This window comes from Amycolatopsis sp. NPDC051102 (genome assembly GCF_040682815.1).
Lineage (GTDB): Bacteria > Actinomycetota > Actinomycetes > Mycobacteriales > Pseudonocardiaceae > Amycolatopsis.
The window spans coordinates 212,601-237,931 of record NZ_JBFBBT010000005.1 but is presented as its reverse complement, the minus strand read 5'-3'; the positions used below and the strand labels follow the sequence as shown (position 1 = coordinate 237,931).

Annotated in this window: 25 protein-coding genes; 10 read left to right on the top strand and 15 right to left on the bottom strand. The window is 70.7% G+C overall.

Features of this window, described 5'->3' with window-relative positions; translation table 11 throughout:
• Positions 1-3 precede the first annotated feature (3 nt).
• Positions 4-798: a DUF4184 family protein gene (locus tag AB0M93_RS18345; protein ID WP_364274874.1), complete on the top strand. Its 795-nt coding sequence runs from the start codon at positions 4-6 to the stop codon at positions 796-798.
• On the opposite strand, the gene AB0M93_RS18340 is transcribed toward AB0M93_RS18345, so the two are convergent.
• The 7 genes from AB0M93_RS18340 to AB0M93_RS18310 are packed head-to-tail and all read right to left on the bottom strand — an operon-like array spanning position 788 to position 7,169.
• On the bottom strand, positions 788-1,183 hold the full coding sequence (locus AB0M93_RS18340; RefSeq protein WP_003071384.1) for a metal-sulfur cluster assembly factor: 396 nt from the start codon (positions 1,181-1,183) through the stop codon (positions 788-790). The two genes, AB0M93_RS18345 and AB0M93_RS18340, sit on opposite strands and share 11 nt — an antisense overlap.
• A complete protein-coding gene (gene sufU / locus AB0M93_RS18335) occupies positions 1,180-1,629 on the bottom strand; it encodes a Fe-S cluster assembly sulfur transfer protein SufU (protein ID WP_003071387.1) in 450 nt (149 codons plus the stop codon). The genes AB0M93_RS18340 and sufU overlap by 4 nt, the downstream gene beginning before the upstream one ends.
• Positions 1,626-2,915, bottom strand: coding sequence for a cysteine desulfurase (locus AB0M93_RS18330; protein ID WP_364274872.1), 1,290 nt, complete (start codon positions 2,913-2,915; stop codon positions 1,626-1,628). Before AB0M93_RS18330 ends, sufU begins: the two co-directional genes overlap by 4 nt.
• 40 nt (positions 2,916-2,955) lie before the next feature.
• The gene (gene sufC / locus AB0M93_RS18325) at positions 2,956-3,726 is read right to left on the bottom strand and encodes a Fe-S cluster assembly ATPase SufC (protein ID WP_364274870.1); all 771 of its coding nucleotides are present in this window, start codon (positions 3,724-3,726) and stop codon (positions 2,956-2,958) included.
• A 28-nt stretch (positions 3,727-3,754) separates the two neighbouring features.
• Positions 3,755-4,927, bottom strand: a complete 1,173-nt coding sequence (gene sufD / locus AB0M93_RS18320) for a Fe-S cluster assembly protein SufD (RefSeq protein WP_364274868.1) — start codon at positions 4,925-4,927, stop codon at positions 3,755-3,757.
• A gap of 2 nt (positions 4,928-4,929) precedes the next feature.
• Complete coding sequence (gene sufB, locus AB0M93_RS18315; RefSeq protein ID WP_364274866.1) at positions 4,930-6,378, bottom strand: Fe-S cluster assembly protein SufB; 1,449 nt, start codon at positions 6,376-6,378, stop codon at positions 4,930-4,932.
• Positions 6,375-7,169: a metalloregulator ArsR/SmtB family transcription factor gene (locus AB0M93_RS18310; protein WP_364275167.1), complete on the bottom strand. Its 795-nt coding sequence runs from the start codon at positions 7,167-7,169 to the stop codon at positions 6,375-6,377. The genes sufB and AB0M93_RS18310 overlap by 4 nt, the downstream gene beginning before the upstream one ends.
• A 171-nt stretch (positions 7,170-7,340) precedes the next feature.
• Here AB0M93_RS18310 and mptB point away from each other — a divergent pair, with 171 nt between their 5' ends.
• The 5 genes from mptB (at position 7,341) to AB0M93_RS18285 (ending at position 12,797) form a co-directional block, all read left to right on the top strand.
• Positions 7,341-8,972 carry a polyprenol phosphomannose-dependent alpha 1,6 mannosyltransferase MptB gene (mptB, locus tag AB0M93_RS18305; protein ID WP_364274864.1) on the top strand — a complete coding sequence of 544 codons (1,632 nt, stop codon included), beginning with the start codon at positions 7,341-7,343 and terminating at the stop codon, positions 8,970-8,972.
• A gap of 6 nt (positions 8,973-8,978) precedes the next feature.
• Complete coding sequence (locus tag AB0M93_RS18300; protein ID WP_364274862.1) at positions 8,979-9,905, top strand: ABC transporter ATP-binding protein; 927 nt, start codon at positions 8,979-8,981, stop codon at positions 9,903-9,905.
• A complete protein-coding gene (locus AB0M93_RS18295) occupies positions 9,902-10,684 on the top strand; it encodes an ABC transporter permease (RefSeq protein ID WP_364274860.1) in 783 nt (260 codons plus the stop codon). Before AB0M93_RS18300 ends, AB0M93_RS18295 begins: the two co-directional genes overlap by 4 nt.
• A 166-nt stretch (positions 10,685-10,850) precedes the next feature.
• On the top strand, positions 10,851-11,816 hold the full coding sequence (locus AB0M93_RS18290) for a COX15/CtaA family protein (protein ID WP_364274858.1): 966 nt from the start codon (positions 10,851-10,853) through the stop codon (positions 11,814-11,816).
• Between the two features lie 63 nt (positions 11,817-11,879).
• Positions 11,880-12,797 carry an acyl-CoA desaturase gene (locus AB0M93_RS18285; RefSeq protein WP_364274856.1) on the top strand — a complete coding sequence of 306 codons (918 nt, stop codon included), beginning with the start codon at positions 11,880-11,882 and terminating at the stop codon, positions 12,795-12,797.
• 210 nt (positions 12,798-13,007) lie between these two features.
• Here the strand turns inward: AB0M93_RS18285 and AB0M93_RS18280 are convergent, their stop codons facing one another.
• Positions 13,008-14,210, bottom strand: a complete 1,203-nt coding sequence (locus AB0M93_RS18280) for a hypothetical protein (RefSeq protein ID WP_364274854.1) — start codon at positions 14,208-14,210, stop codon at positions 13,008-13,010.
• 187 nt (positions 14,211-14,397) lie between these two features.
• Between AB0M93_RS18280 and AB0M93_RS18275 the strand changes: the two genes are divergently transcribed.
• Complete coding sequence (locus tag AB0M93_RS18275) at positions 14,398-14,583, top strand: hypothetical protein (protein WP_364274852.1); 186 nt, start codon at positions 14,398-14,400, stop codon at positions 14,581-14,583.
• On the opposite strand, the gene AB0M93_RS18270 is transcribed toward AB0M93_RS18275, so the two are convergent.
• On the bottom strand, positions 14,584-15,444 hold the full coding sequence (locus tag AB0M93_RS18270; protein WP_364274850.1) for a hypothetical protein: 861 nt from the start codon (positions 15,442-15,444) through the stop codon (positions 14,584-14,586).
• Complete coding sequence (locus AB0M93_RS18265; RefSeq protein WP_364274848.1) at positions 15,441-15,743, bottom strand: hypothetical protein; 303 nt, start codon at positions 15,741-15,743, stop codon at positions 15,441-15,443. The genes AB0M93_RS18270 and AB0M93_RS18265 overlap by 4 nt, the downstream gene beginning before the upstream one ends.
• Positions 15,744-15,835: 92 nt before the next feature.
• Here AB0M93_RS18265 and AB0M93_RS18260 point away from each other — a divergent pair, with 92 nt between their 5' ends.
• On the top strand, positions 15,836-16,804 hold the full coding sequence (locus AB0M93_RS18260; RefSeq protein WP_364274846.1) for a quinone oxidoreductase: 969 nt from the start codon (positions 15,836-15,838) through the stop codon (positions 16,802-16,804).
• 48 nt (positions 16,805-16,852) lie between these two features.
• Here AB0M93_RS18260 and AB0M93_RS18255 read toward each other — a convergent pair whose 3' ends face one another.
• From AB0M93_RS18255 to AB0M93_RS18235, 5 genes are all read right to left on the bottom strand, one after another.
• Positions 16,853-17,413, bottom strand: a complete 561-nt coding sequence (locus AB0M93_RS18255; protein ID WP_364274845.1) for an FKBP-type peptidyl-prolyl cis-trans isomerase — start codon at positions 17,411-17,413, stop codon at positions 16,853-16,855.
• A 10-nt stretch (positions 17,414-17,423) separates the two neighbouring features.
• Positions 17,424-19,673 (bottom strand): ATP-binding domain-containing protein, encoded by a 2,250-nt coding sequence (locus AB0M93_RS18250; RefSeq protein WP_364274844.1) that lies wholly within the window; start codon positions 19,671-19,673, stop codon positions 17,424-17,426.
• Positions 19,674-19,731: 58 nt separating this feature from the next.
• Entirely contained in the window at positions 19,732-20,337 is a 606-nt protein-coding gene (locus tag AB0M93_RS18245) for a hypothetical protein (RefSeq protein ID WP_364274842.1), read from the bottom strand.
• A gap of 2 nt (positions 20,338-20,339) precedes the next feature.
• Positions 20,340-20,756, bottom strand: coding sequence for a hypothetical protein (locus tag AB0M93_RS18240; protein ID WP_364274840.1), 417 nt, complete (start codon positions 20,754-20,756; stop codon positions 20,340-20,342).
• 77 nt (positions 20,757-20,833) lie between these two features.
• Positions 20,834-21,814: a heme o synthase gene (locus AB0M93_RS18235; protein WP_364274838.1), complete on the bottom strand. Its 981-nt coding sequence runs from the start codon at positions 21,812-21,814 to the stop codon at positions 20,834-20,836.
• 283 nt (positions 21,815-22,097) lie between these two features.
• Here AB0M93_RS18235 and tkt point away from each other — a divergent pair, with 283 nt between their 5' ends.
• Together tkt and tal are read left to right on the top strand one after the other, a co-directional pair.
• Entirely contained in the window at positions 22,098-24,200 is a 2,103-nt protein-coding gene (gene tkt / locus AB0M93_RS18230; protein ID WP_364274836.1) for a transketolase, read from the top strand.
• A 14-nt stretch (positions 24,201-24,214) separates the two neighbouring features.
• Entirely contained in the window at positions 24,215-25,327 is a 1,113-nt protein-coding gene (tal, locus tag AB0M93_RS18225) for a transaldolase (protein WP_364274834.1), read from the top strand.
• Positions 25,328-25,331 lie beyond the last annotated feature (4 nt).

Genomic DNA, 25,331 nt, shown 5'->3' with positions numbered 1-25,331 from the left:
CCCGTGCCGTTCACGCTGTGTCACCCGGCCGCCGTCCTCCCGCTGGCGAGACGGCCGCTGGTCCCGTCGGCGCTCGTCGCCGGGTCGGTCGCGCCGGACTTGTTCTGGTTCGTCCCGCGGCTGCCGGGGGTCGGCCTGACCATGACCCACGAGTTCGCGTCGGTCCTCTGGCTCGACCCGCTGCTCGCCCTCGGCCTGCTCGCCGTCTTCCACGTGCTGCTGAAGCGGCCCCTGCTGGCCCTGGCGCCGAAGCCGCTGGCCGAACGGCTCCCCCGGCACTTCAGCTGGAGACGCCCGGGCTGGATCGCCGTTTCCCTCGTGCTCGGCGCCGCGACGCACGTCGGCTGGGACGCCTTCACCCACAGGGACTCCGGGCTGCCGTTCCTGCGGATCCCGCTCGTCACCGGCGTCGACGTCGGACGGCTGATCCAGCTGGTCAGCACGATCGCCGGCGCGGCCGTGCTCGCCTGGTGGCTGCGGAACTGGTACCGCCGCGCCCCCGTCACACCGGCGCCCGCGGCCACGAGACATCGCAAGGCCGTCGCCGCGCTGCTCGCCGCCGGAACCGTGACGGGCGTGCTCGCCGAGGTGCTGCCGTTCTTCGCCGGCCACGACCCGATGACCCGCGCCGGCGTGGTCGGCAACGCCACCTACCTGGCCGTCACCGGCGCCTGCAGCGGTTTCGCCGGCGCGTTGATCCTCTACGCGCTGGCCTGGCACGCGCGGTATAGGTCATTATACGCCAAGCGGGCCACCTCGGAAGGTGACCCGCTCGACGTGAACGATCTCAGACGGTGAAGCCGAGGGCGCGCAGCTGTTCGCGGCCGTCCTCGGTGATCTTCTCCGGGCCCCACGGCGGCATCCAGACCCAGTTGATCCGGAAGTCCTTGACCAGGCCGCCGCTGGTGAGCGCGGCGTTCGTCTGGTCCTCGATGACGTCGGTCAGCGGGCAGGCCGCGGACGTCAGCGTCATGTCGAGGGTCGCCGTGTTGTCCGGCTCGACGCGGATGTCGTAGACCAGCCCCAGGTCGACGACGTTGATGCCGAGTTCCGGGTCGACGACGTCGCGCATGGCCTCTTCGACGTCCTCGATCTTGGCGAGGTCGAGGTCCTGCTTCGCGGTGGTCTCGGCGTCGAGGTCGGCGGCGGTGCGCCCCTCACGAGTGGCGGTTTCTTCAGTCATGCCTTTTCAGCTCCACTGCTCGTCCGGGCGACGGCGTCCTTGAAAGCCATCCAGCCGAGGAGGGCGCACTTCACGCGGGCGGGGTACTTGGCGACGCCCGCGAAGGCGACCCCGTCCTCCAGCACGTCCTCGTCCGGCTCGACCTTTCCCTTACCCTGCATCAGTTCCACGAAGGCATCCATGGTGGTGAACGCCTCCTCGACCGTGTGGCCGACGACGAGGTCCGTCATGACCGACGTCGACGCCTGGCTGATCGAGCAGCCCTGGCCGTCGTAGGAGACGTCGGCGACCTTCCCGTCGTCCAGCTTGACCCGCAGCGTCACCTCGTCGCCGCAGGTCGGGTTGACCTGGAACGACTCGGCGTCGAACGGGTCACGCAGGCCGCGCCCGTGCGGGTTCTTGTAGTGGTCCAGGATGATCTCCTGGTACATGCTCTCCAGGTTCACTGCCCCACCCCGAAGAACTTCTGCGCCTCGCGGACCCCGGCCACCAGGGCGTCCACTTCGGACAGATCGTTGTACAGGTAGAACGACGCGCGCACGGTCGCCTGGGCGTTGCAGGCCCGGTGCAGCGGCCACGCGCAGTGGTGGCCGACGCGCACGGCGATGCCGAGGCTGTCGAGCACCTGGCCGGCGTCGTGCGGGTGCACGCCGTCGATCACGAACGACACGGTCGCGCCGCGGTCCTTCAGGTCGGTCGGCCCGATGATCCGGACGCCCGGGATGGCGCCGATGCCTTCGAGGGCGGCCGCGGCGAGCTCCTTCTCGTGGGCCGCGACGCGGTCCATGCCGATGGCCGAGAGGTAGTCGACGGCCGCGCCGAGGCCGATGGCCTGCGACGTCATCGGCACGCCCGCCTCGAACCGCTGCGGCGGCGGCGCGAAGGTGGAGCCCTCCATCCGGACCATCTCGATCATCGACCCACCGGTGAGGAACGGCGGCATGGCCGACAGCAGCTCGGTGCGTCCATAAAGGACGCCGATGCCGGACGGGCCGAGCATCTTGTGCCCGGAGAACACGGCGAAGTCGACGCCGAGGGCGTGGAAGTCGACCGCGAAGTGCGGAACGGACTGGCAGGCGTCGAGCACGGTGAGCGCGCCGACCGCCTTGGCCTTCTCGACCAGCAGCGAGACGGGGTTGACCGTGCCGAGCACGTTGGACTGGTGCGCGAACGCGACCACCTTGGTGCGCGGCGTGATCAGCTCGTCCACATCGGACAGGTCGAGGCGGCCGTCCGCGGTCACCTTGAACCACTTCAGCGTCGCCCCGGTGCGCTGGCACAGCTGCTGCCACGGCACGAGGTTCGCGTGGTGCTCCATCTCGGTGATGACGATCTCGTCGCCGGGGCCGACCACGAAACGCGAAGCTTCGGGACCAGCCGTGGCGGCGTTGCTCATCGAGTACGCGACGAGGTTGATGCCCTCGGTCGCGTTCTTGGTGAACACCAGTTCCTCGGGGTCCGCGCCGACGAACTCCGCGATCTTCGCGCGCGCGGACTCGTAGGCGTCGGTGGCCTCTTCGGAGAGCTGGTGCGCGCCGCGGTGCACCGCGGCGTTCGAGGTGAACACGTACTCGCGTTCGGCTTCGAAAACCGCGGTCGGGCGTTGCGAAGTCGCCCCGGAGTCCAGGTACACCAAGGGTTTCCCGTCACGAACCGTGCGCGACAGGATGGGGAAGTCGGCCTTCAGGGCCGCCACGTCCAGTGGCAAAGAGCTGGCCGAGGTGGTGGTCATCGGGCCGACTCCTCTCATTCTCGGTGTGTACTGGCGGAAGTCAGAGCGCGGCGGGCTCGGGCTTGCCCACGTACTTGACGTAGCCGTTCTCCTCCAGCTCGTCGGCCAGCTCCTTGCCGCCCGACTCGACGATCTTGCCGCCGGCGAAGACGTGCACGAAGTCCGGCGTGATGTGCCGCAGGATCCGGGTGTAGTGCGTGATCAGCATGACGCCGACCTCGCTGTTGGCCTTGTACTCGTTGACACCCTGCGAAACGATCCGCAGCGCGTCGACGTCGAGGCCGGAGTCGGTCTCGTCGAGGATGGCGAACTTCGGCTTGAGCAGCGCCAGCTGCAGGATCTCGTGGCGCTTCTTCTCGCCGCCGGAGAAGCCCTCGTTGACCGAGCGCTCGGCGAACTCCTGCGAGATCTCGAGCTTGCCCATCTCCTCCTTGACCTCCTTGACCCAGTGGCGCAGCTTGGGGGCCTCGCCACGGACCGCGGTGGCCGCGGTGCGGAGGAAGTTGGACATCGACACGCCCGGCACCTCGACCGGGTACTGCATGGCCAGGAACAGGCCGGCCCGCGCGCGCTCGTCGACGCTCATCTCGAGCACGTTCTCGCCGTCGAGCAGCACCTCGCCGGAGGTCACCTCGTACTTGGGGTGGCCGGCGATGGCGTAGGACAGGGTGGACTTGCCGGAGCCGTTGGGGCCCATGATCGCGTGGGTCTCGCCCGACTTGATCGTCAGGTTGACGCCCTTGAGGATCTCCTTGGGGCCTTCCTCGGTGGTCACCGAGGCGTGCAGGTCCTTGATTTCCAGCGTTGCCATTCTTCGTTTCCTAAGTCAGAGAGGGCGGTCAGGCGCCAACGGCTTCGAGCTCGGCTTCGATCGCCGCTTCGAGGCGCTCGCGCACCTCGGGGACGTCGATCTTGACCAGGATCTCGTGGAAGAACCCGCGCACGACCAGGCGCCGCGCGGCTTCTTCGGCGATCCCGCGCGACTGGAGGTAGAACAACTGCTCGTCGTCGAACCTTCCCGTCGCGCTCGCGTGGCCGGCGCCTTCGATCTCGCCGGTCTCGATCTCGAGGTTCGGCACCGAGTCCGCGCGGGCGCCGGGGGTCAGCACCAGGTTGCGGTTGAGCTCGTAGGTGTCGGTGGCCTCGGCGGCCGCGCGGATCAGGACGTCGCCGATCCACACCGTGTGCGCGCCCTCGCCCTGCAGCGCGCCCTTGTACATCACGCGCGACTTGCAGTTCGGGACCGCGTGGTCGACGAAGAGGCGGTGCTCCTGGTGCTGGCCGGCGTCGGCGAAGTACACGCCGAGCATCTCGACGTCGCCGCCCTTGTCCGCGAACGTCGCCGTCGGCGAGACGCGGACCAGGTCGCCGCCCAGGGTGATCACGGTGTGTCGCAGCGCGGCGTCGCGGCCCAGCTTCAGGTGCTGCTCGGAGACGTGCACGGCGTCGTCGGCCCAGTCCTGGACGCTGACCACGGTGACCTTGGCGCCGTCGCCGATGACGAACTCGACGTTGTCGGCGTAGGTGCCGGAGCCGACGTGGTCGAGCACGATCACGGCTTCGGCGAACGCCTCGGCGCGGACCTGCAGGTGCCCGTAGGCGACCTGGCCCTCGCCGGGGCCCTGGATCCGCAGCACGGACGGCTTCGACGCCTTCGTCTCCTTGGGCACCGTCACGACGGTGGCCTTGGTGAACGCCGAGTACGCCTGCGCGGCGATCCGGTCGCTCGGGACACCCGCGGCACCCAGCCGCTCGTCGTCCCGGCCGACGGTCTCGATCTTCAGCTCGGGCGCGGCGTCGGGTTCGAGGGTGATCTCGCCGGTCGCGGTGGCGCTGCCGTCGTGAAGGCCGCGAAGGCGCTTCATCGGCGTGAAGCGCCAGTTCTCCTCACGGCCGCCGGGGACCTCGAAGGCCTCGACGTCGTAAGAAGTGAACCGCTCCGCGCGGGAGGCCGCCGGAATGACGGCCCCCTCGCGGAGGGCTTCGGAAACGTTGTTCTCGGTAACCGACATGACTAGCCGACGGACCCTTCCATCTGGAGCTCGATCAGGCGGTTCAGCTCGAGCGCGTACTCCATCGGCAGCTCACGGGCGATCGGCTCGACGAAGCCGCGCACGATCATCGCCATCGCCTCGGCCTCGTCGAGGCCGCGCGACATCAGGTAGAACAGCTGGTCTTCGCTGACCTTGGACACCGTGGCCTCGTGGCCCATGGACACCTCGTCGTTGCGGATGTCCACGTACGGGTACGTGTCCGACCGCGAGATGGTGTCCACCAGCAGCGCGTCGCAGACCACGCTGGAGCGCGAGTGGTGCGCCCGCTTCGCCACGCGGACCAGGCCGCGGTAGGAGGTGCGGCCGCCGCCGCGCGCCACCGACTTCGACACGATGGTCGAGGACGTGTACGGCGCGAGGTGCTCCATCTTGGCGCCCGCGTCCTGGTGCTGGCCCTCGCCCGCGAACGCGACCGACAGGACCTCGCCCTTGGCGTGCTCGCCCATGAGGAACACCGACGGGTACTTCATCGTGACCTTGGAACCGATGTTGCCGTCGATCCATTCCATGGTCGCGCCCGCTTCGCACTTGGCGCGCTTGGTGACCAGGTTGTAGACGTTGTTCGACCAGTTCTGGATGGTCGTGTAGCGGCAGCGGGCGCCCTTCTTGACGATGATCTCCACGACCGCCGAGTGCAGCGAGTCGGACTGGTAGATCGGCGCCGTGCAGCCCTCGACGTAGTGCACGTAGGCGTCTTCGTCGACGATGATCAGGGTGCGCTCGAACTGGCCCATGTTCTCGGTGTTGATCCGGAAGTAGGCCTGCAGCGGGATCTCCACGTGCACGCCCTTCGGCACGTAGATGAACGAGCCGCCGGACCACACCGCCGTGTTCAGCGCGGAGAACTTGTTGTCGCCGGCCGGGATGACCGAGCCGAAGTACTCCTGGAACAGCTCCGGGTGCTCCTTGAGCGCGGAGTCGGTGTCCAGGAACAGGACGCCCTGCTCCTCCAGGTCCTCGCGGATCTGGTGGTAGACGACCTCGGACTCGTACTGCGCGGCGACACCGGCGACGAGGCGCTGCTTCTCCGCCTCGGGGATGCCCAGCTTGTCGTACGTGTTCTTGATGTCCTCGGGCAGTTCCTCCCAGGAGGTGGCCTGCTTCTCCGTGGACCGCACGAAGTACTTGATGTTCTCGAAGTCGATCCCGGAGAGGTCGGCCCCCCAGTTGGGCATGGGCTTCTTCTCGAAGAGCTTGAGCGCCTTCAGTCGCGCTTCGCGCATCCACTCCGGCTCGGACTTCTTCGAGGAGATGTCGGTGACGACGTCCTCGTTCAGCCCGCGACGGGCGCTGGCGCCCGCCACGTCGGAGTCCGCCCAGCCGAACGCGTACTTGCCAAGGGACTCGATGGTCTCTTCCTGGCTCAGTGGCGCGGTGGTGGGAGTGCGCTGCTCGGCAGCGGCAGTCATGCGGGTTTCCCTCCATTCGGGATCCGTGCTGTGTGCCCCTCGGGGGACACCGTTCTCACCGGCTCGGGATGGGCCGGCTGACCCGCCGTGACGGGTACGTGGGTGGTGCACGCGGAGTCCCCGCGTGCGATGGTCGCCAGCCGCTGGACGTGGGTGCCCAGCAGCTTCGCGAACGCCTCTGTCTCGGCTTCGCAGAGCTGCGGGAACTCCGCGGCCACGTGGGCGACCGGACAGTGGTGCTGGCAGAGCTGGGCCCCGACGTTCTGCCCGGGTGCCTGCTTTTCGAGGGCACCAGCACCGACCTGGCGGGTCGACGCAGCGTAGCCCTCCCTGGTCAGGGCGGCCGCGAGGGCCTCCGCGCGCGCCGCGGGATCACCCGGTCCGGTGATCGCCGGGCGGTGCGGCCCGACCAGCTTCTCGATGCGGCGCTCGGCGAAGGCGCGGACGGCGTCCTCGCCGGCGTGCTCGGCGAGGAAGCGGATGGCCGACACGGCCAAGTCGTCGTAGGCGTGCCCGAAGCGGGCGCGGCCGGGCTCGGTCAGCAGGAAGAGCTTGGCCGGGCGACCCCGGCCCCGGGGTCCGCGGCGCGGCGCGTCCCGCGTCTCGGCTTCGCCATCCGCGAGAAGCGCGTCCAGGTGCCGGCGGACGGCCGTGGGGCTGATCCCGAGCTGCTCGGCGACGACGGCGGCGGTCATGGGACCCTGTTCGAGAAGCAGCCGGGCGACCTCGTGCCGGGTCTTGCCCTCGGCGCTGACCTGCGACGGGACGTGCGGGTGCGCGGCGCGGGGCATGTCGCCGCCCGCCTGGTCACCCGCCGCCGTCTTTTTCACAACACAAGTGTGTCTTATTTCCGGATGACCCGCAAAGGCGGGGCCTCCGGCAGTGATCCGACTCACTCCGGGGCGGACCGATACCCTGCACCCGTGGCAGTGGGCGAACATCCTGCGCAGCAGGGACGACAAGTGGCGGAGCTGGACACCGGGCGTGCCCATCCCGTCACGCTTTCCCCCGTCCTCCTGCGCGAACCCCTGCCCCTGGAAGCCGCCGAGCTGCGCGGCCTGAACGTCGTCCGCCGCTTCGGCACGGTCGGGTCGCTCTTCCTCGCCGTCGGCTCCCTCGGCGCCGGCGCCGCCCCGGTGATCAACCCGGTGCAGGAGATCCCGGTGCTGCGGCTGTTCACCCGGATCCCGACGGTCTCGCTGGCCATCGCCATCTCCGGGATGGGCATCCTGGTGCTGAGCTGGCTGATGCTGGGCCGGTTCGCCCGCCCGGACCGCGCCCGGCTCGCCTCCCAGGGGCAGTTGGCCCGCACCATCGCCCTGTGGGTGCTGCCGTTGCTGGTCATCCCGCCGCTGTTCTCCCGCGACGTCTACAGCTACCTCGCGCAGAGCGAGATCGTGCACCGCGGGATGGACCCGTACGTGCTGGGCCCGGCGCAGGCCCTCGGCGTCGCCGACCCCTACACCTCGGGTGTCTCCAACATGTGGCGCGAGACGCCGGCCCCGTACGGGCCGCTGGTGCTGCGCCTGGGCGGCTGGCTGGCGCCGCTGGCCGGCAACAGCATCGCCGTCGGCGTGCTGCTGCAGCGGCTGCTCGCGCTTGCGGGCGTGGTGCTCATCGTCTGGGCGCTGCCCCGGCTGGCCCGCCGCTTCGGCGTCCAGCCCGCGACCGCGCTGTGGCTCGGCGCGCTGAACCCGCTGCTGATCTTCCACTTCGTCGCCGGCGCCCACAACGACGCGCTGGCCGTCGGCCTGATGCTCGCCGGGCTGGAGGTGGGCATCCGGCGGCTGCCGATCCGGGTCAAGGGCGACACGCCACCGCCCCTGGCGCGCGGTGAGCTGCTGTACATCGCGCTCGGGGTGGCGATCATCACCCTCGGCGTCGCGGTCAAGCTGCCCGCGGTGTTCGCCCTGCCGTTCTTCGCGGTCATGGTGGCGCGGCGCTGGCACGGCCGGCTCAAGGACCTGTTCCACGCCGGCGCGCCGATGGCGCTGTGGTTCGGCGTGGTGCTGGTGGCGGTGTGCTTCGGCACCGGCCTCGGCTTCGGCTGGGTCGGCGCGACGTTCAGCACGCCGGGCCTGGTCCGCTCCTGGATCTCCCCCACCGCCGAGCTCGCCAACCTCTCCGGCGTCCTCGGCATCGCGCTCGGCCTGGGCAACCACACCGACGCGCTGGTGCCGATCCTGGGCGTCCTCGGGTACCTCGTCGCGCTGGCGATCACGTTCAAGTTCCTCTGGGACAGCTTCAAGTGGCGCTACCGGCCGATCATCGGCCTCGGCGTGGCCCTCGGCGCGGTGATGATGCTGCAGATCAACCTGCAGCCGTGGTACGTGCTGTGGGCGGTGATCCCGCTGGCCGCGGCGGCCGGGACGTCCCGGTTCCGGGTGGCCGCGGCGGTCCTGTCGGCCGCGCTGCCGTTCCTGCTGCCGCCCACCGGCAGCACCTTCGACGGCCGCCCGTACGTGCTGCCCTTCGCCTACGTCGCGGCGATCGTCGTCTGCGGCGGCGGGATGCTGATCGTGCGGCGGCTTGCTCCCGTGTTGCTCTCCCGGCCGTCCCCGCCGGTGCCCGCGCACGCCGACGCCGTATCGTGACGCGATGTGAGTGTCCCTGCCGTCGAGATCAGCGGGCTGGTCAAAAGCTACGGCTCCACCCGCGCGGTCGACGGCCTCGACCTGCGGATGGAGCGCGGCAGCCTGCTCGCGCTGCTCGGCCCGAACGGGGCCGGCAAGACCACCACGGTCGAGCTCTGCGAAGGCTTCCTCCGCGCTGACGCGGGCACGGTCCGCGTGCTCGGCTTCGACCCGGTGCGCGAGTCGGCCGAGCTGCGCCCCCGCGTCGGGATCATGCCCCAGGGCGGCGGCGCGTACCCGGGCGTGCGCGCGGACGAGATGCTCCGGCTGGTGGCGTCCTGCGCCGCTTCGCCGCTGGACCCGGCTTGGCTGCTGGAAGTCCTCGGGCTGGCCGCCGTGCGCCGGACGCCGTTCAAGCGCCTCTCCGGCGGGCAGCAGCAGCGGCTTTCCCTGGCGTGCGCCCTGGTCGGCCGCCCGGAACTGGTGTTCCTCGACGAACCGACGGCGGGCATGGACCCGCAGGCCCGGCGCCTGGTCTGGGACCTGCTTTCGGCGTTGCGCCGCGACGGCGTTTCGGTGCTGCTGACCACGCACCTGATGGAAGAGGCCGAGGCGCTGGCCGACACGGTCGTGATCGTGGACCACGGCAAGGTCGTCGTCTCGGGCGCGCCGCAGTCGCTGACGACGGACGAGACGGGCAACGCGGGCCTGCGGTTCAAGGCCCGCACGCGCCTGGACACGGAGTTGCTGGCGGCCGCGCTGCCGGAGGGTTACACGGTGCGGGAGTCGGCGCCCGGGACGTACGCGGTGGGCGGCCCGGTCGACCCGCAGGTCGTGTCGACGGTCACGGCCTGGTGCGCGCAACAGGGCGTGCTTCCGGAAGAACTGCAGGTCGGCAAGCGGACCTTGGAAGAGGTCTTCCTCGAGCTGACCGGACGGGAGCTGCGAGCATGACTTTCGCTCCTGGGACATTCACCCCCGCCCCCGGGCGCGGCTCCCTCGGCCGGATGCTGCGCACCCACGCGCGCGTCGAGGCGAGCCTGACGCTGCGCCACGGCGAGCAGGTGCTGCTGACGCTGCTGATCCCGCTGGCGCTGCTGATCGGGCTGTCCCTTTTGGACATCCTGCCCGCGTCCCAGCTGGGTTCGACGGCCAAGGTGGACTGGATCACCCCCCGGATCCTGGCGCTGGCGGTGATGTCGTCGGCGTTCACCGGCCAGGCGATCGCCCTCGGGTTCGACCGCCGCTACGGCGTGCTGAAGCGCCTCTCGGCCACGGCGTTGCCGCGCTGGCTGCTGGTGGCCGGGCGGCTCATCGCCGCCCTGGTGGTGGTCGTGCTCCAGTCGGTGATCCTGGGAATCGTGGCGGCGTTCCTCGGCTGGTCGCCGTCGGCGTCCGGGCTGCTGTCGGCGGTGCTCCTGCTGGTCCTGGGAACGCTGGCGTTCGGCGCGCTGGGCGTCCTGCTCGGCGGGGCGCTGCGGGCCGAAGCCGTGCTGGCGCTGGCGAACATCGTGTGGTTCGTGCTGCTCCTGGCGGGCGGGATCCTGCTGGCACCGTCCGCCCTGCCCGCGGGACTGGCGCACGTGGTGGAGCTGCTGCCGTCGGGAGCGCTGGCGGAGGGCATGCGGTCCGCCCTGGTGGACGGGGCGTTCGCGCCGGGGCCGATGGCGGTGCTGGCGGCCTGGGCGGTGGTCGCGGGAGCGGTGGCTTCGCGCACGACGAAGCTCACCTGAGTCCCGGTGCGGGTTGTCGTGAGTGGTAAGGCGGGTTAGAACCCGCTCTACCACTCACGATCCGGGTCCGGGTCGTGAGTGACCTTGGTCCCTTGCGGCCGTCGGCGCGTTCTGGGCGTCAGGACCTGCCGAAAGCGCGTTTTCCGCGCGCTCTACCATCGGATGCGTGCCGTTCACCAGCCTTGTCGCCCGTCTGCCGTACCCCTCCGCCGCCGTGCAGCGGGCCGTCGGGATCGCCGCGGTCCTCGCGCAGGCGCTGATCGGCGTCACCGGCTCCATCGTGCGCGTCACCGGGTCCGGGCTCGGCTGCCCGACCTGGCCGCAGTGCGTCGCGGGCAGCCTGGTGCCGGTGGACCACCCGGGCATCCACGCGCTCAACCAGTGGATCGAGTTCGGCAACCGGCTGCTGACCGTGGTCGTCATCCTGGTCGCCGCGGTCGCCGTCGTCACGGCGTGGCGCGTGCAGATCGACCACCCGGGCCGCACGCGCCTGGTCAAGCTGGCCTGGACGATGCCCGGCGGCGTCGTGCTGCAGGCCGTCGTCGGCGGCCTGACCGTGCTCGCCAAGCTGGAGTGGTGGACGGTCGCGATCCACTTCCTGGCCACGACCCCGCTGGTCTGGCTGGCCGTCCTGCTGCTGCGCGCGTTCCGCGAGGGTGACGAGCCCGCGCGGCCGCTGGTCCCCGCCGCCGGCCGCACGATCCTGGTGCTGCTCGCCGCGGTGATGTGGCTCGTGCTCGCGGCGGGCACCACGGTGACCGGCGCCGGCCCGCACAGCGGTGACATCAACACCCACCGCCTGGACGTCCCGGTCGAGGCGCTCGCCCAGGTCCACGGCGGCCTGCTGGTGCTCTACCTGCTGCTGCTCGCGGTGTTCGGCCTCCAGCTGCTGCGCGTCGGCGCGCCGAAGAACCTGTGGCAGCGCTACACGGCCGTCTGGGTGGTCGCGGTGGCGCAGGGCGGCCTCGGTTCGCTGCAGTACGCGCTGGGCGTGCCCGAGGCGATGGTGTCGTTCCACGTCCTCGGCGCGATGGCGGTGATCGTCGCGACGGCGTCGCTGTGGACGGGCAGCCGCGACCGCGGCCCGGCGGTGTCCCTCACCCCGGCCCCGCGGGAGCTCACGGCCGCCTGACGGCAACTCGGGCTTAACTCCGCGGCGGCGTGCCCGTCCCGGCCGTGGGTTATCGTTCGCGCCATGACGTCGCGCACCCCGTCCAAGCCGCTGATTTCGCACCGCCGCGGCACCGGCGAGATGATCGTGCTCAAGACCTTCCTGCTGGTGCCGTTCGCGGCACTCCTCGTCGCGATCCCGCTGGTGTGGGGCTGGGGAATGACCTGGGTCGACCTGGTCCTCGCGGCGGCGTTCTACGTCTTCGCGACCCTCGGGGTGACGGTGGGCTACCACCGCTACTTCACCCACGGCGCGTTCAAGGCGACGCGCCCGCTGCGGGTGGTGCTGGCCATCGCGGGCAGCATGGCGGTCCAGGGATCGGTGATCTTCTGGGTGGCCAGCCACCGCCGCCACCACGCGTTCGCCGACCGCGAGGGCGACCCGCACTCCCCCTGGCTGTTCGGCACGTCCCCCTCGGCACTGCTGCGCGGCTTCTGGCACGCGCACATGGGCTGGATGTTCGGCCGCGAGGTGACCAACGCCGACCGCTTCGCCCCGGACCTGGTGGCGGACGCGGACCTGCGCTGGGTCAACCGCTACTTCTGGCTGTGGATCACCCTGAGCCTGGCGCTGCCGGCCCTGCTGGGCGGCCTGCTGACGTGGTCGGTGTGGGGCGCGGTGACGGCGTTCTTCTGGGCCGGCCTGGTCCGCATCGCGTTCCTGCACCACGTGTCGTGGTCGGTGAACTCGGTGTGCCACCTGATCGGCGAGCGGCCGTTCGCCAGCCGCGACAAGGCGGCGAACTTCTGGCCACTGGCACTGCTGTCGATGGGCGAGTCGTGGCACAACTCCCACCACGCGGACCCGACGTGCGCCCGCCACGGGGTGCTGCGGGGCCAGGTGGACGTGTCGGCGCGGGTGATCTGGGCGTTCGAGCGCCTCGGCTGGGCAACGGACGTGCGGTGGCCGCGGATGGAGCGGCTGGCCGCCAAGCGGGCCTGAGCCGGCAGTCACTCACCGTCACCCGCCTTCCTCCATAGTGGACAGACACCCTCAGTAACTTTCCCTTACGGCAACTCGAAGAAGGGAAACGAACCAGTGCTCGACAACGGTGGCGAAGGCAACGGCAGCGGCAACGGCGGCGGGAACACCGGCAACTAGCCGAGCCGGCCCGAAGGAAGCGGGCCACACCCCGGTGTGGCCCGGCCTCGATCACTCCGGCGGCCACCTGAAGGCGATTCCGTACTCCTCGCGCGGCTGACAGGGGCCCGCGAAGGTGTGCTGCACGAAGCCGTCCTCGACCACGAGCAGGTGCGGATCACCGGCAGGCGGCCGTCGCAGGCGTTCGTACTCGGTCTGTTCCGCGTACCACCAGCACGCCTCCGGGAGCCGGCCTGGGTCGAAATTGACCTGGATGGTGAGCCCGGCAACCGGTTCGCCCCGCCGATCGCGCGTTCCGGCGGCGATCCCGTGGTGGTCGATGTCGACGTTGATCCACCTCCGTTCCTGGTCGAGGCGATCGTCGGTCGCCTCCGAAACGAGGCTGTACGACTCCCCCTGGCGCAGCGTCTTGCGGAAGCGCAACCGGGCCATGACCGGGTCACCCGGGTGCTCCCCGGGAACGGCGACGAGACGGCAGTTCCAGATCGCCTGCACGGGGAGGCCGGCGAGGTCGCCCGTCCAGCCGGTCAAAGCGCGCACGTCATAGCCCTCGACGCCGTCCCGGCAGGCGACGAGGGTGCGCTCGGTCAACCGGCGCACCGGCGTTCTGCGGCCCATGACCACCCGCACGAGCATGCGTTCGATGAACACCGGCTGCGCCCCGCGGGACGGGGGCCGGCGGGCGGGAACGCCGGCACCGGCCCCGGCAGCCGCTCTCCCGATCTCGACGCGGCTCTGCCAGCCGGAACCGTCGTGCTGCAGGCGGGCGAGTTCGCGCTGCACGCAGCACGCCAGCCGTTCGACCGCGCGCCGCCAAGCCTTGTGCATGGGGGTCGTCGTGCTGGGTGGCGGAACACCGAAGACACCGCGGAGCGCCGTCAACTGCTTGAAGCGGTCGTCGAGGGTGCCCTTCCACGCCGCCGCCGGTCCGGGCGCCGGAGGCAGCCGGAAGGCGGCCCGCAAGGTGGTGCGGCGGCGGGAATCTTCGGCGGAGCCCACTTTGGCGACTTCTTCGACGATGAGGCCCCAGACCGCCAGGGCACGCGTCTCCGGCGTCTCGCCGGGCAGGGAAGCCGTGGGTCCGGTCAGGCAGCCGACCGCGGCGGCCGACTCACTCGCCGGATCTTCGATCGCGTACCGGAGGAACCGCAGCGGTTCGCCCTCCTTCCGGGTCGCGAGCCAGCGCAGTGCGGCTTCGACCGCACCGGGCGAAGCCACCTCGTCGACGCGTTCGAAATCCAGCTGTACGGTCACGGCGTTCCTCCGCTGCCCGGCAATGATCGACAACGAGCGACAACCCGGGACAACGGCGAGACCAGCGACGACAGGGGGCCGACGGCGAGAAACCCGCCGCGACCACAAAAGATCAGTTCCGCATCCGGCTGCCGTGGCTCACCATTGCCCACAGGTGTACTAGTACACGACACAGAGGGGTAGAACAATGGTGAAGAAGCCCGTCCGCGGATCGGCCGCCCCGGCACGCCACGACGGTTTCCGCGGGTTGCAGGAATTGATCAAGGCCGGTCTCACCGGAATCGGCGCCCTCTACCTGATCACCGGTTCCGTCGCCGTCACCGCGATCGGCGCGCTCGTCGCCCTCGCCGCCGCGCGGCGGCCCCTGCCGTGACTACGCCAGCTGCTGCCGCACCGCCGACGCGAAGCGGACCGCCGCGCTCGGGTCCGTCTGGCGGAAGCCCAGTGACGGCTCCGTCAGCTCCAGCTCCAGCAGCAGCGGCTTGCCGTCCTCGCCACGCACCAGGTCCACCCGCGCGTACAGCAGCTCCGCCCGCAGGATCCCCAGCAGCGCCGTCGCCGCGTCCAAGACGTCCTCGGCCAGCGCCACCGCGTCCGCGGGCGGGGAAGCCGGCGCCAGCTGCTCCGACAGGTACAGCCCCGAAGAATCCACAGAGGACCCCAGCATCGCACCTTTCGAGAACGCGTGCGAGTAGATTCCGCCGAGGTAAACCAAAGCCAGCTCGCCCGAAGTGTCCACACTGGACTGGTACGGCTGGATCAGCGCCGTGTGGCCCTCCGCGTGCAACGCCGCCACGTGCGCGGAAGCATCAGCCCCGGGAGCGAAGCGCGCCGCGCCACGGGATCCCGCGCCCACCGACGGCTTCACCACGAAGTCCGACGACGGGAAAGAGGCCGGCGAGTCCGGCGGGACCAACGCAGTCGGGACCACCGCGAGGCCGGCGTCGAGCAGCTCCACCAGGTACGACTTGTCCGTGTTCCACCGCACCACCTCGGCGGAGTTGAACAACGACGGCACCGACTCGCACCACGAGAGGAACTCGGTACGCCGGGCCGCGTAATCCCACGTCGCCCGCAGGATCACCGCGTCGGCCGACGCAAAGTCCGCCGCAGAATCCCACGGTGCCCACGACACCGAAAAGCCCAGCGAGGACAGCGCCGGCACCACGGCGTCGTCGTCGCCGTCACCCGAAGGGAGTTCCGTGCAGCCGACCAGGATCGCCGTGGGGCTCACTTGCCCGCCATCTTGCGGCGGTGCTCCGGGCCGATCTTCGCCTGCTTGACCGTCTCCGCGTCCCACGTGGCCGGGGACAGGTCCTCGACCGCCTCGACCAGGGCTTCGCCGGTCGCCACCGAGGGCACCACCACGTCGCCGAGGGCGCCGTCCGCGCCGACCATGACCACGCGGGTGCCCGCCCGGCCGATGTTCTCCACCACCGCGCGGGACGGCTTGCCGTGCGCCTTCACGAACTTGCGCGCCGCGCTCAGCTGCGCGCCCGAGGGCGCAACGACGGTCTCAGATGATTCAGCCACGTCCCGAACGATAACGAACAACCGGCCGGAACGCGGAACAGCGTGGCATCGGCCATAGTTGCACCCGGGAGAACCCGACCCGAGGAGGACGCATGCCCACCGCAGTGCAGGTGACGAAGACCGGCGGCCCCGAAGTGCTCGAACCGGCCGAAGTGGACGTCCGCGCCCCGCAGGACGGCGAGCTGCTGGTCGACGTCGCCGCGGCCGGCGTCAACTACATCGACACCTACCAGCGCCAGGGCATCTACCCGATGGAACTGCCGGTCGTCCTGGGCCTCGAAGGCGCCGGCACGGTCGTGGAAGCCGCGAAGGGCACCGGGTTCGAGCCCGGTGACCGCGTCGCCTGGCAGGGCTCGATCGGCAGCTACGCGGCCCGGAAGCTCGTCCCCGCGTCGGTGGCCGTCAAGGTGCCCGAGGGCGTCTCCCTCGAAACCGCCGCCGCGACCATGCTGCAGGGCATCACCGCGCACTACCTGGTCGCCTCGACCTTCGAGGTCAAGCCGGGTCACGACGTGCTGGTGCACGCGGCCGCGGGAGGCGTCGGGCTGCTCCTGGTGCAGCTGGCCAAGGCGCGCGGCGCCCGCGTCATCGGCACGGTGTCGACCGAAGAAAAGGCGAAGCTGGCTCGCGAAGCCGGTGCCGACGAGGTGATCCGCTACGACCGCGACGACTTCGCGAAGGTCACCCGCGAGCTGACGGACGGCGAGGGCGTCGACGTCGTCTACGACGGGGTCGGCAAGGACACCGTCGACGGCAGCCTGGCCAGCCTCAAGGTCCGCGGCCTGCTCGCGCTGTTCGGCGCGTCCAGCGGCCCGGTCCCGCCGCTGGACCCGCAGCGGCTCAACTCCGGCGGCTCGCTCTACCTGACCCGTCCGACGTCCGTGCATTACACGCGCACGCGCGAGGAGATCGACTGGCGGTCGAAGGAGCTGTTCGACGCCATCCTCGCCGGCGAGCTGAACGTCCGCATCGGCGGCAAGTACCCCCTGGCCGACGCGCGCAAGGCCCACGAAGACCTGCAGGGCCGCCGCACCACCGGCAAGCTCCTGCTCATCCCCTGACGCACCGAAGGCCGCCCCGGGGTGCACCCGTGGCGGCCTTCGCGCACGTCAGGCGGCGGTGACCGCGACGGCGTCGGTCACGAACACCAGCGTCTCGTTCGGCTTCATGCCGTTGCCGCCCTCGCCGTACGCGAGGTCCGGCGGGATGATCAGCAGCCGGCGGCCGCCCTGCTTGATGCCCACCAGGCCCTGGTCCCAGCCCGGGATGACCTTGCCGGCGCCGAGCTGCAGGTCGAACGTCTGCCCGCGGTCGAACGAGCTGTCCAGCTTCTGCTTGTCCGACCACGTCACCAGCAGGTAGTTCATCTTCAGCTGCTGGCCGGCCTTCGCGCCCTCGCCGGTGCCCTCGGACAGGTCCTTGGTGATCAGCTTCTTCGGCGGGTCGCAGTCGTCGGGGATGGTGATCGTCGGCACTTCGCCGAACTTCCCCGTCGTCTTGATGTCGTCCGCGGTGCACTCGCGGCCCTTGCTCTGGGTGGCCGGCGCGGCGGTCGACGACGGGGCGGCCGACGACGGCGGCGCCGCCGTCTCGGTCTTGGCCTGCTGGCCGCACGCGGCCAGCGACAGCGCCGCCGCGGCGACGACCACGATCTTCCCGATGTTCTGCATGCCGGGCACCCTAGCCAAGCACGGAGAGTGCCGGTACCTCGTCACCGGTCCGGACCACCCCGAGCCGCCGGGTCGCCCGCGTGAGGGCCACGTACAGGTCGTTGAGGCCCCGCGGCGAGCCCGCGACGACCTCGTCCGGCGCGACCAGCACCACCGAGTCGAACTCCAGGCCCTTCGACCGCTCGACCGTCAGCACGCTCAGCCGTTCGTCGTGGCCGGCCAGCAGCGCGGAAACCGCGTCGTACCGCCGTCCGGGCACCAGGACCGCGACCGTGCCACCGTCCACTTCGGACAGCTCGCGGGCCGCCAGCCCGGGCAGCTCCGCGTCCAGCGAAGCCGGGCGCACCGACCACGGCGGCACCCCGGTCTCCCGCACCGACGAAGGCGCCGACAGGGAAGGATCGACCTCGGCCAGCACCCGCGCCGCGACCGCCATGATCTCGGCGGGCGTGCGGTAGTTCACGGTCAGCTCTTCCAGCCGCCACCGGTCCGCGACGTACGGCGAGAGCACCTCGCCCCACGACCGCGCCCCGCCCGCCGCGCCGGTCTGGGCGACGTCGCCGACCAGCGTCATCGACCGGTTCGGCGACCGCCGCATCAGCAGCCGCCAGTCCATCGCCGAGAGCTCCTGGGCCTCGTCGACGATCACGTGCCCGAACGTCCAGGTCCGGTCCTGCGCGGCCCGCTGGGCGGCGGTCAGCTCGCTGCGCTCCTGCTGGCGCTCGGCGAACAGCTCGGCGTCGAGGACGTCGGAGACGCGCAGGAGCTCCTCGTCGATGATCTCCTCGTCCTGTTCGAGGATGTCGAGCACGCCCTCGGCGTACGCGCGGTCCTCGCGCTCGCGGCGTTTGCGCTCGACGCGGGCCTCGGTGTCGTCGACGCCGATCAGCTCGGCCAGCTCGTCGAGCAGCGGCACGTCGGCCGGCGTCCACCGGGCGTCGCGCGGGCTCTCCAGCAGCGCGCGGTCCTCGGCGGACAGCAGCTTGCCGGCGGCGCGGGCGAGGCGTTCGCGGTCGGCGAACAGGTCGTCCAGCACGCCTTCCGGCGTCAGCACCGGCCACAGCTCGTCCAGCGCGGCGGCGACATGGTCGTCGGCGGCCAGTTCGGCGCGGATGTCCTGGAGGTCCTGCCCGTCGAGGAGATCGTCCCCCAGCTTGCGGGCGGCCTGGCGGGTCAGCGCGTCGAGGACGTCGGAGACGAACAGGCGCCGCGCCGGGTTGTGCGGCCGCCGCGAGCGGCGGGCGCGGGTGCGGGCGTCGGTGCAGGTCTTGCGGTCCAGCCGCAGCACGTCGTGCTCGTACTCGATCTCCAGGACCGGCTCCGGCACGCGCTGGCGGTCGCGGACGGCGTTGGCGAGCACGTCGGCCAGCACCAGCCGGCCCTTGACCTCGGTGGTCGCGCGGGATTCGACGCCGTCGGCGTCCAGGCCCGGGTAGAGCTGCCCGATGGTGGCGAGCAGCACGCCGGTCTCGCCCAGCGACGGCAGCACCTGGCCGATGTAGCGCAGGAACGTGCTGTTCGGGCCGACGACGAGCACGCCGCGGGTGGTGAGCTGCTGGCGGTGCGTGTAGAGCAGGTAGGCCGCGCGGTGCAGCGCGACGGCGGTCTTGCCGGTGCCCGGGCCGCCCTGGACGACCATGACGCCCCCGAGCGGCGCGCGGATGATGCGGTCCTGCTCGGCCTGGATGGTCGCGACGATGTCGCTCATCTCGCCGGTGCGGCGCTGCTCGAGCGCGGCCAGCAGCGCGGCTTCCCCGGCCAGCCCGAGGTCCTGGCCCTGGTCGGCGGCGGTGAGGTCGAGGATCTCGTCGTCGAAGCCGGTGACCTTGCGGGTCAGCGACCGCAGGTGCCGCCGCCGTCGCACCCCTTCGGGTGACGCGGCGGTGGCGAGGTAGAAGGGCCGCGCGACGGGCGCCCGCCAGTCGACGAGCAGCGGCCGGTAGTCGTCGTCTTCGTCGAACAGCCCGAGCCGGCCGATGTAGGTGGTTTCTTCGGCGCTCTCGGGGACGAAGTCGAGCCGCCCGAAGGCCAGCCCCTGCTCCACGGAGCCGAGCTGGGCGAGCCGGTCGGTGTAGAGGGTGGTGGCGACGTCGCGTTCGGTCCGGGCCTGCGGCGTGCCGCCGGTCTGCCGGAGCGTCTCGTCGAGACGGCGCTGGGCTTCGAGGCGCTCGGCGTCGAGCTTCGTGTAGAGGGTGGTGACGTACGCCTGCTCGCGGGCGAGCTCGGCGGAGAAGTCGTCCGAGGAGACGGACAAGAGCATCCTGCTTTCGCCTCAAGGGAAAAAGAGCCAGTGAAGTGTAACGGCGGCCGCCGCGCGATCATTCCGTGCCGAGAGCGCAGTACGGGTAGACCTCGGCGGCCCGGACAGCGGCGGGCAGCACCCGCTCCCCCGGCGCGCACGACGCGCTTTCCGGCGGCAGCTGCGCACCCCCGGTGATTCGCCCGCCCGGGGCGCGGAACAGCACCGCGGCACCGCGGCTGGTCAGCGCCCGGCAGTTCGCCGAGCGGTAGCGGACCCCGCCGGGGATGACGGTCGCGGTCACCGGCGTGAAGCCGCCGAGGGCCTCGGGCGCGAGCCAGATCACCGGACCGACGGCAGGCTTGTCCAGCACGACGCCGATCCGCTGCCCCGGCGTGAGCACCGGCACCTCGACGGTCGCAGTGCCGGAGGTCACCGTGATCCGGTAAGCCGCGAGGGTGCCGGTGTTCTCCAGGACCGCGGCACCCGGTCCCTGTTCGGCGACGCGGACGGCGCCGCCGTCGGGGGCCGGTCCGGGGACCGCGGTGATCTTGGCCGGGATGGCGCAGCCGGTGCCGAGGAGCCGGTTCTGGTCGAGGTCGAACCGGCCGCGGCCGAGCAGCGCCAGCAGGGCGAACACGGCGACCGCGACCACGCCGATCCCGATCTTCTTGAGCATCGGCATTCTCACGGGATGCCGGTGCTCGAACTCGCGACGCGGTAGAGCTCGCCGGCACGGCCGTAGTAAGCCCCCTCGACGACGGAGACCACGATGTGCGCGTCCGGCTGCCAGTACGCGCGCAACTCGCCCGCTTCCGCCGGGTACGGCACCTCCCGCAGCGGCACGCCGCGGTCGGCGAGCAGCGCGCTGACCTCGCCGAACGTCACCGGGCCGGGGAAAGCGCCGTAGCGGTCGCGGATCACCCGGTTGACCAGGTCAGGCTCGGCGTACCGCAGCCGGTGGGCCTGGATCGAGAAGTGGGTCCCCACCCACGGCGCGCGCCCGCTGCCGCGCTCCCAGAAGAACTCGACCAGGCCGTGGTCTCGGCCCAGGGAGTGCTTCGACGGGTTGTCGCCGTAGTCGTCCCCGAGCAGCTCCGCCACCCGCTCTGGTGACCACGTGGGGTCGGCGCCCAGAACGGTTCCGGACTCGATGACGTCGGCGAAGAACGCCGCCGGGCTCAGAACGGCAGGCCGAGGGTCGGCAGCCCGATCGCCGAGTCGACGGCCAAGGCCACGAACACGATCATCAGGTACGTGTTCGACCGGTGGAACAGCGCCATCGGCTTGGTCTCCTCGCCGCGCCGCACCGCCGCCTGCAGGCTGTGCGCGTAGAAGAGGAACCACCCGCCCGCGAGGATCGCGAACGTGCCGTACAGCCAGGACGTCACCGGGAGCAGCAGGAGCGTCCACGCCACCATCACCCACGAGTAGATGACGATCTGCCGGGCGACGTGCTGGGCGGTGGCGACCACCGGCAGCATCGGGACGCCCGCGCGCTCGTAGTCGTCGCGGTACTTCATGCCCAGCGCCCACGTGTGCGGCGGGGTCCAGAAGAAGATCACGCCGAACATCACGAACGCCGGCCACTGCACGGTGCCGGTGACGGCTGCCCAGCCGATGACCACCGGCATGCAGCCCGCCGCGCCGCCCCAGACCACGTTCTGTGACGTGCGCCGCTTCAGGCCGAGCGTGTAGACGAAGATGTAGAAGAGGATCGTCGCGATCGCCAGGATCGCCGAGAGCAGGTTCACCGTGAGGTAGAGCACGGCGGCCGACGCGACGCCCATGACCAAGCCGAAGATCAGCGCACCGCGGCGGGGCACCGAGTCCTTCACCAGCGGGCGGCGCTTCGTGCGGTTCATCACCTTGTCGATGTCCGCGTCGATCACGCAGTTGAGCGCGTTCGCGCTGCCCGCGGCCATCGTCCCGCCGACCAGCGTGGCCAGCACCAGCCACGGCGACGGGATCTGACGGCCGGCGAGGAACATCGCCGGGATGGTGGTCACCAGGAGGAGCTCGATGACCCGCGGCTTCGCCAGCGCGGCGTAGGCGCCGACGACCCGGCGGAGGCTTCGCCGGTCACCGTGCGGTCGTTCACCGGTCGGGTGCACGGCGCTGGTGTCTTCACTGCGTCCGTGCGCAGCGTTCACCGGCGACATTTCACTCCCTGCGTCAGGTTCGGGCGGGACCAGTCCGGGTAGCCGAAGAACCAGCCCTACTGAACCCTCGAACGATGTTAGACGTGGTGAATCCCGTGGGTGATCGCGGGTCCTCGACCGGCCGAAGCACTAGGCTGGCCGCGACGGGCCGCGATTGCCCCTGCGCATGGCCGCGAGCTGGAATATCGTCCCTTCGGGATCGATTGAGATAAGTAGCCGCGCGCACGGGTAACCGGAACGAGGAAGACCAGCCGCAACCATCATCACCGGGAGTTGGAGTTCAGTGTCCGAAACCGCCACTACCAGCGAGAACAACCCACTCCTCCGGCGCAACACGCCCGCCGACTGGACCGACACCGACACCCGCGCCGTGGACACCGTCCGGGTGCTGGCCGCGGACGCGGTGGAGAACTGTGGCAGCGGCCACCCCGGCACCGCGATGAGCCTCGCGCCGCTGGCCTACACGCTGTTCCAGCGCACCATGCGGCACGACCCGAACGACCAGCACTGGCCGGCCCGCGACCGGTTCGTCCTGTCGGCCGGCCACTCCAGCCTGACCCTCTACATCCAGCTGTTCCTCGCCGGCTACGGCCTCGAGCTCGAGGACCTCAAGCAGCTGCGCAAGTGGGGCTCCAAGACCCCCGGTCACCCGGAGTACCGGCACACCGACGGCGTCGAGACCACCACCGGCCCGCTGGGGCAGGGCCTGGCGAACGCCGTGGGCATGGCGATGGCCGCCCGCCGCGAGCGCGGCCTGCTGGACCCGGACGCCGCGCCCGGCGAGAGCATCTTCGACCACCACATCTACGTGATCGCCTCCGACGGCGACATCGAAGAGGGCGTCACCTCCGAGGCCTCGTCCATCGCGGGCCGCCAGGAGCTGGGCAACCTGATCGTCTTCTACGACGACAACAAGATCTCGATCGAGGACGACACCAACATCGCGCTGTCCGAGGACACCGTGAAGCGCTACGAGGCCTACGGGTGGCACACCCAGGTCGTCGAGGGCGGCGAGGACGTCGTCGCGATCGAGGAGGCCATCAAGGCCGCCAAGGCCGAGACGCAGCGGCCGTCGTTCATCGCGCTGCGGACCGTGATCGGCTACCCGGCGCCGAAGAAGATGGGCACCGGCAAGGCGCACGGCGCGGCGCTGGGCGGCGAAGAGGTCGCCGCGGTCAAGAAGATCCTCGGCTTCGACCCGGAGCAGTCGTTCCAGGTCGAGGACGACGTGCTCAAGCACACCCGCCAGGCGGCCGAGCGCGGCCGGGCCGCGCACGCCGAGTGGCAGGAGAAGTACGAGGCCTGGGCCGCCGCGAACCCGGAGCGCAAGAAGCTGGGCGACCGGATGGCCACCCGCACGCTGCCCGAGGGCTTCGCCGACAACCTGCCGAAGTGGGAGCCGGACGCCAAGGGCATCGCGACCCGCAAGGCCTCCGGTGAGGTCCTCAGCGCGCTCGCCGAGCCGCTGCCGGAGCTGTGGGGCGGCTCGGCCGACCTGGCCGAGAGCAACAACACCACGATGAAGGGCGCCGACTCGTTCGGGCCCGAGAAGGCCGCCACCGACATGTGGCAGGCCAACCCGTACGGCCGGACGCTGCACTTCGGCGTCCGCGAGCACGCCATGGGCTCGATCCTCAACGGGATCGCGCTGCACGGCGGCACCCGCCCGTACGGCGCGACGTTCCTCATCTTCTCCGACTACATGCGCCCGCCGGTCCGGCTGGCCGCGCTGATGAAGGCGCCGGTCACCTACGTCTGGACGCACGACTCGATCGGCCTCGGCGAGGACGGTCCGACGCACCAGCCGATCGAGCAGCTCTCCGCGCTGCGCGCGATCCCGGGCCTCAACGTCGTCCGCCCGGCGGACGCCAACGAGACCGCGTACGCCTGGAAGGCCGTGCTGGAGGACACCGACCACCCGTCCGGGCTGGCGCTGACCCGCCAGAACGTGCCGGTGCTCGAGGGCACCAGCGCCGAGGGCGTCAAGAAGGGCGGCTACGTCCTGGCCGACTCCGACGGCACGCCGGACGTCGTGCTGATCGCCACCGGCTCCGAGGTCCAGCTCGCGGTCGAGGCGAAGAAGACCCTGGACGCCGACGGCGTCAAGGCGCGTGTCGTGTCCATGCCGTGCGTCGAGTGGTTCGACGCGCAGGACGCGGCCTACCGCGAATCCGTCATCCCGGCCGGCGTGAAGGCCCGCGTGTCCGTCGAGGCGGGCATCGCCCAGTCGTGGCACCGCTTCACCGGTGACGCCGGGGTGAACGTTTCGATCGAGCACTTCGGTGCGTCGGCCGACGCGGCGACACTGTTCCGTGAGTTCGGGTTCACCGCGGAAGCCGTCGTCGAGGCCGCCCGTCGCTCGATCCAGAACACCAAGAATTCCTGAAGGGGATGACAGCAATGAGCAACGACAAGCTCGCGGCTCTGTCCGAAGCCGGCGTATCGATCTGGCTCGACGACCTCTCGCGTGAACGCCTGAACACCGGCAACCTGGCCGATCTGATCCGCGACAAGCACGTCGTGGGCGTGACGACCAACCCGACGATCTTCGCCAACGCGATGTCGAAGGGTGACGCCTACGACGAGCGCACGCGGGAGCTCGCGGCCCAGGGCGCCGACGTCGAGGCGACCATCCGCGACCTGACCACGACCGACGTGCGCAACGCCGCGGACCTGTTCCGCGACGTCTACAACGCCACGAACGGCGTCGACGGCCGCGTCTCGATCGAGGTCGACCCGCGCCTGGCCAAGGACTCCGACAAGACGGTCGTCGAGGCGCAGGACCTCTGGAAGACCGTGGACCGGCCGAACGTGCTGATCAAGATCCCGGCCACCCAGGAGGGCCTGCCGGCGATCACGAAGACCTTGGCCGAGGGCATCAGCGTCAACGTCACGCTGATCTTCTCGGTCGAGCGCTACCAGAAGGTCATCGACGCCTTCTTCGCCGGCCTGGAGCAGGCGAAGGCCAACGGCCACGACCTGCGCGGCATCCACTCGGTGGCGTCGTTCTTCGTGTCCCGCGTGGACACCGAGATTGACAAGCGCCTGGACGCCATCGGCACCGACGAGGCGAAAGCGCTTCGCGGCAAGGCGGCCGTCGCCAACGCCCGCCTCGCCTACGCGGCCTTCGAGGAGATGTTCGCCTCCGACCGCTGGAAGGCCCTCGCGGCCGACGGTGCCCACGCGCAGCGCCCGCTGTGGGCCTCGACCGGCGTGAAGAACCCGGACTACTCCCCCACGCTGTACGTCGACGACCTGGTCGTGAAGGACACGGTCAATACGATGCCGGAGAAGACCCTCGACGCGGTCGCGGAGCACTCCGAGCTCAAGGGCGACCAGGTGACCGGCCGCAGCGCCGAGGCGCAGGAGGTCTTCGACAAGCTGACCGCGGTGGGCATCGACATCACCGACGTGTTCCTGGTGCTGGAGAACGAGGGCGTCGAGAAGTTCGAGAAGTCGTGGACCGAGCTTCTGGACACCGTGAACGGGCAGCTCGAGAAGGCGAAGGGCTGACGCA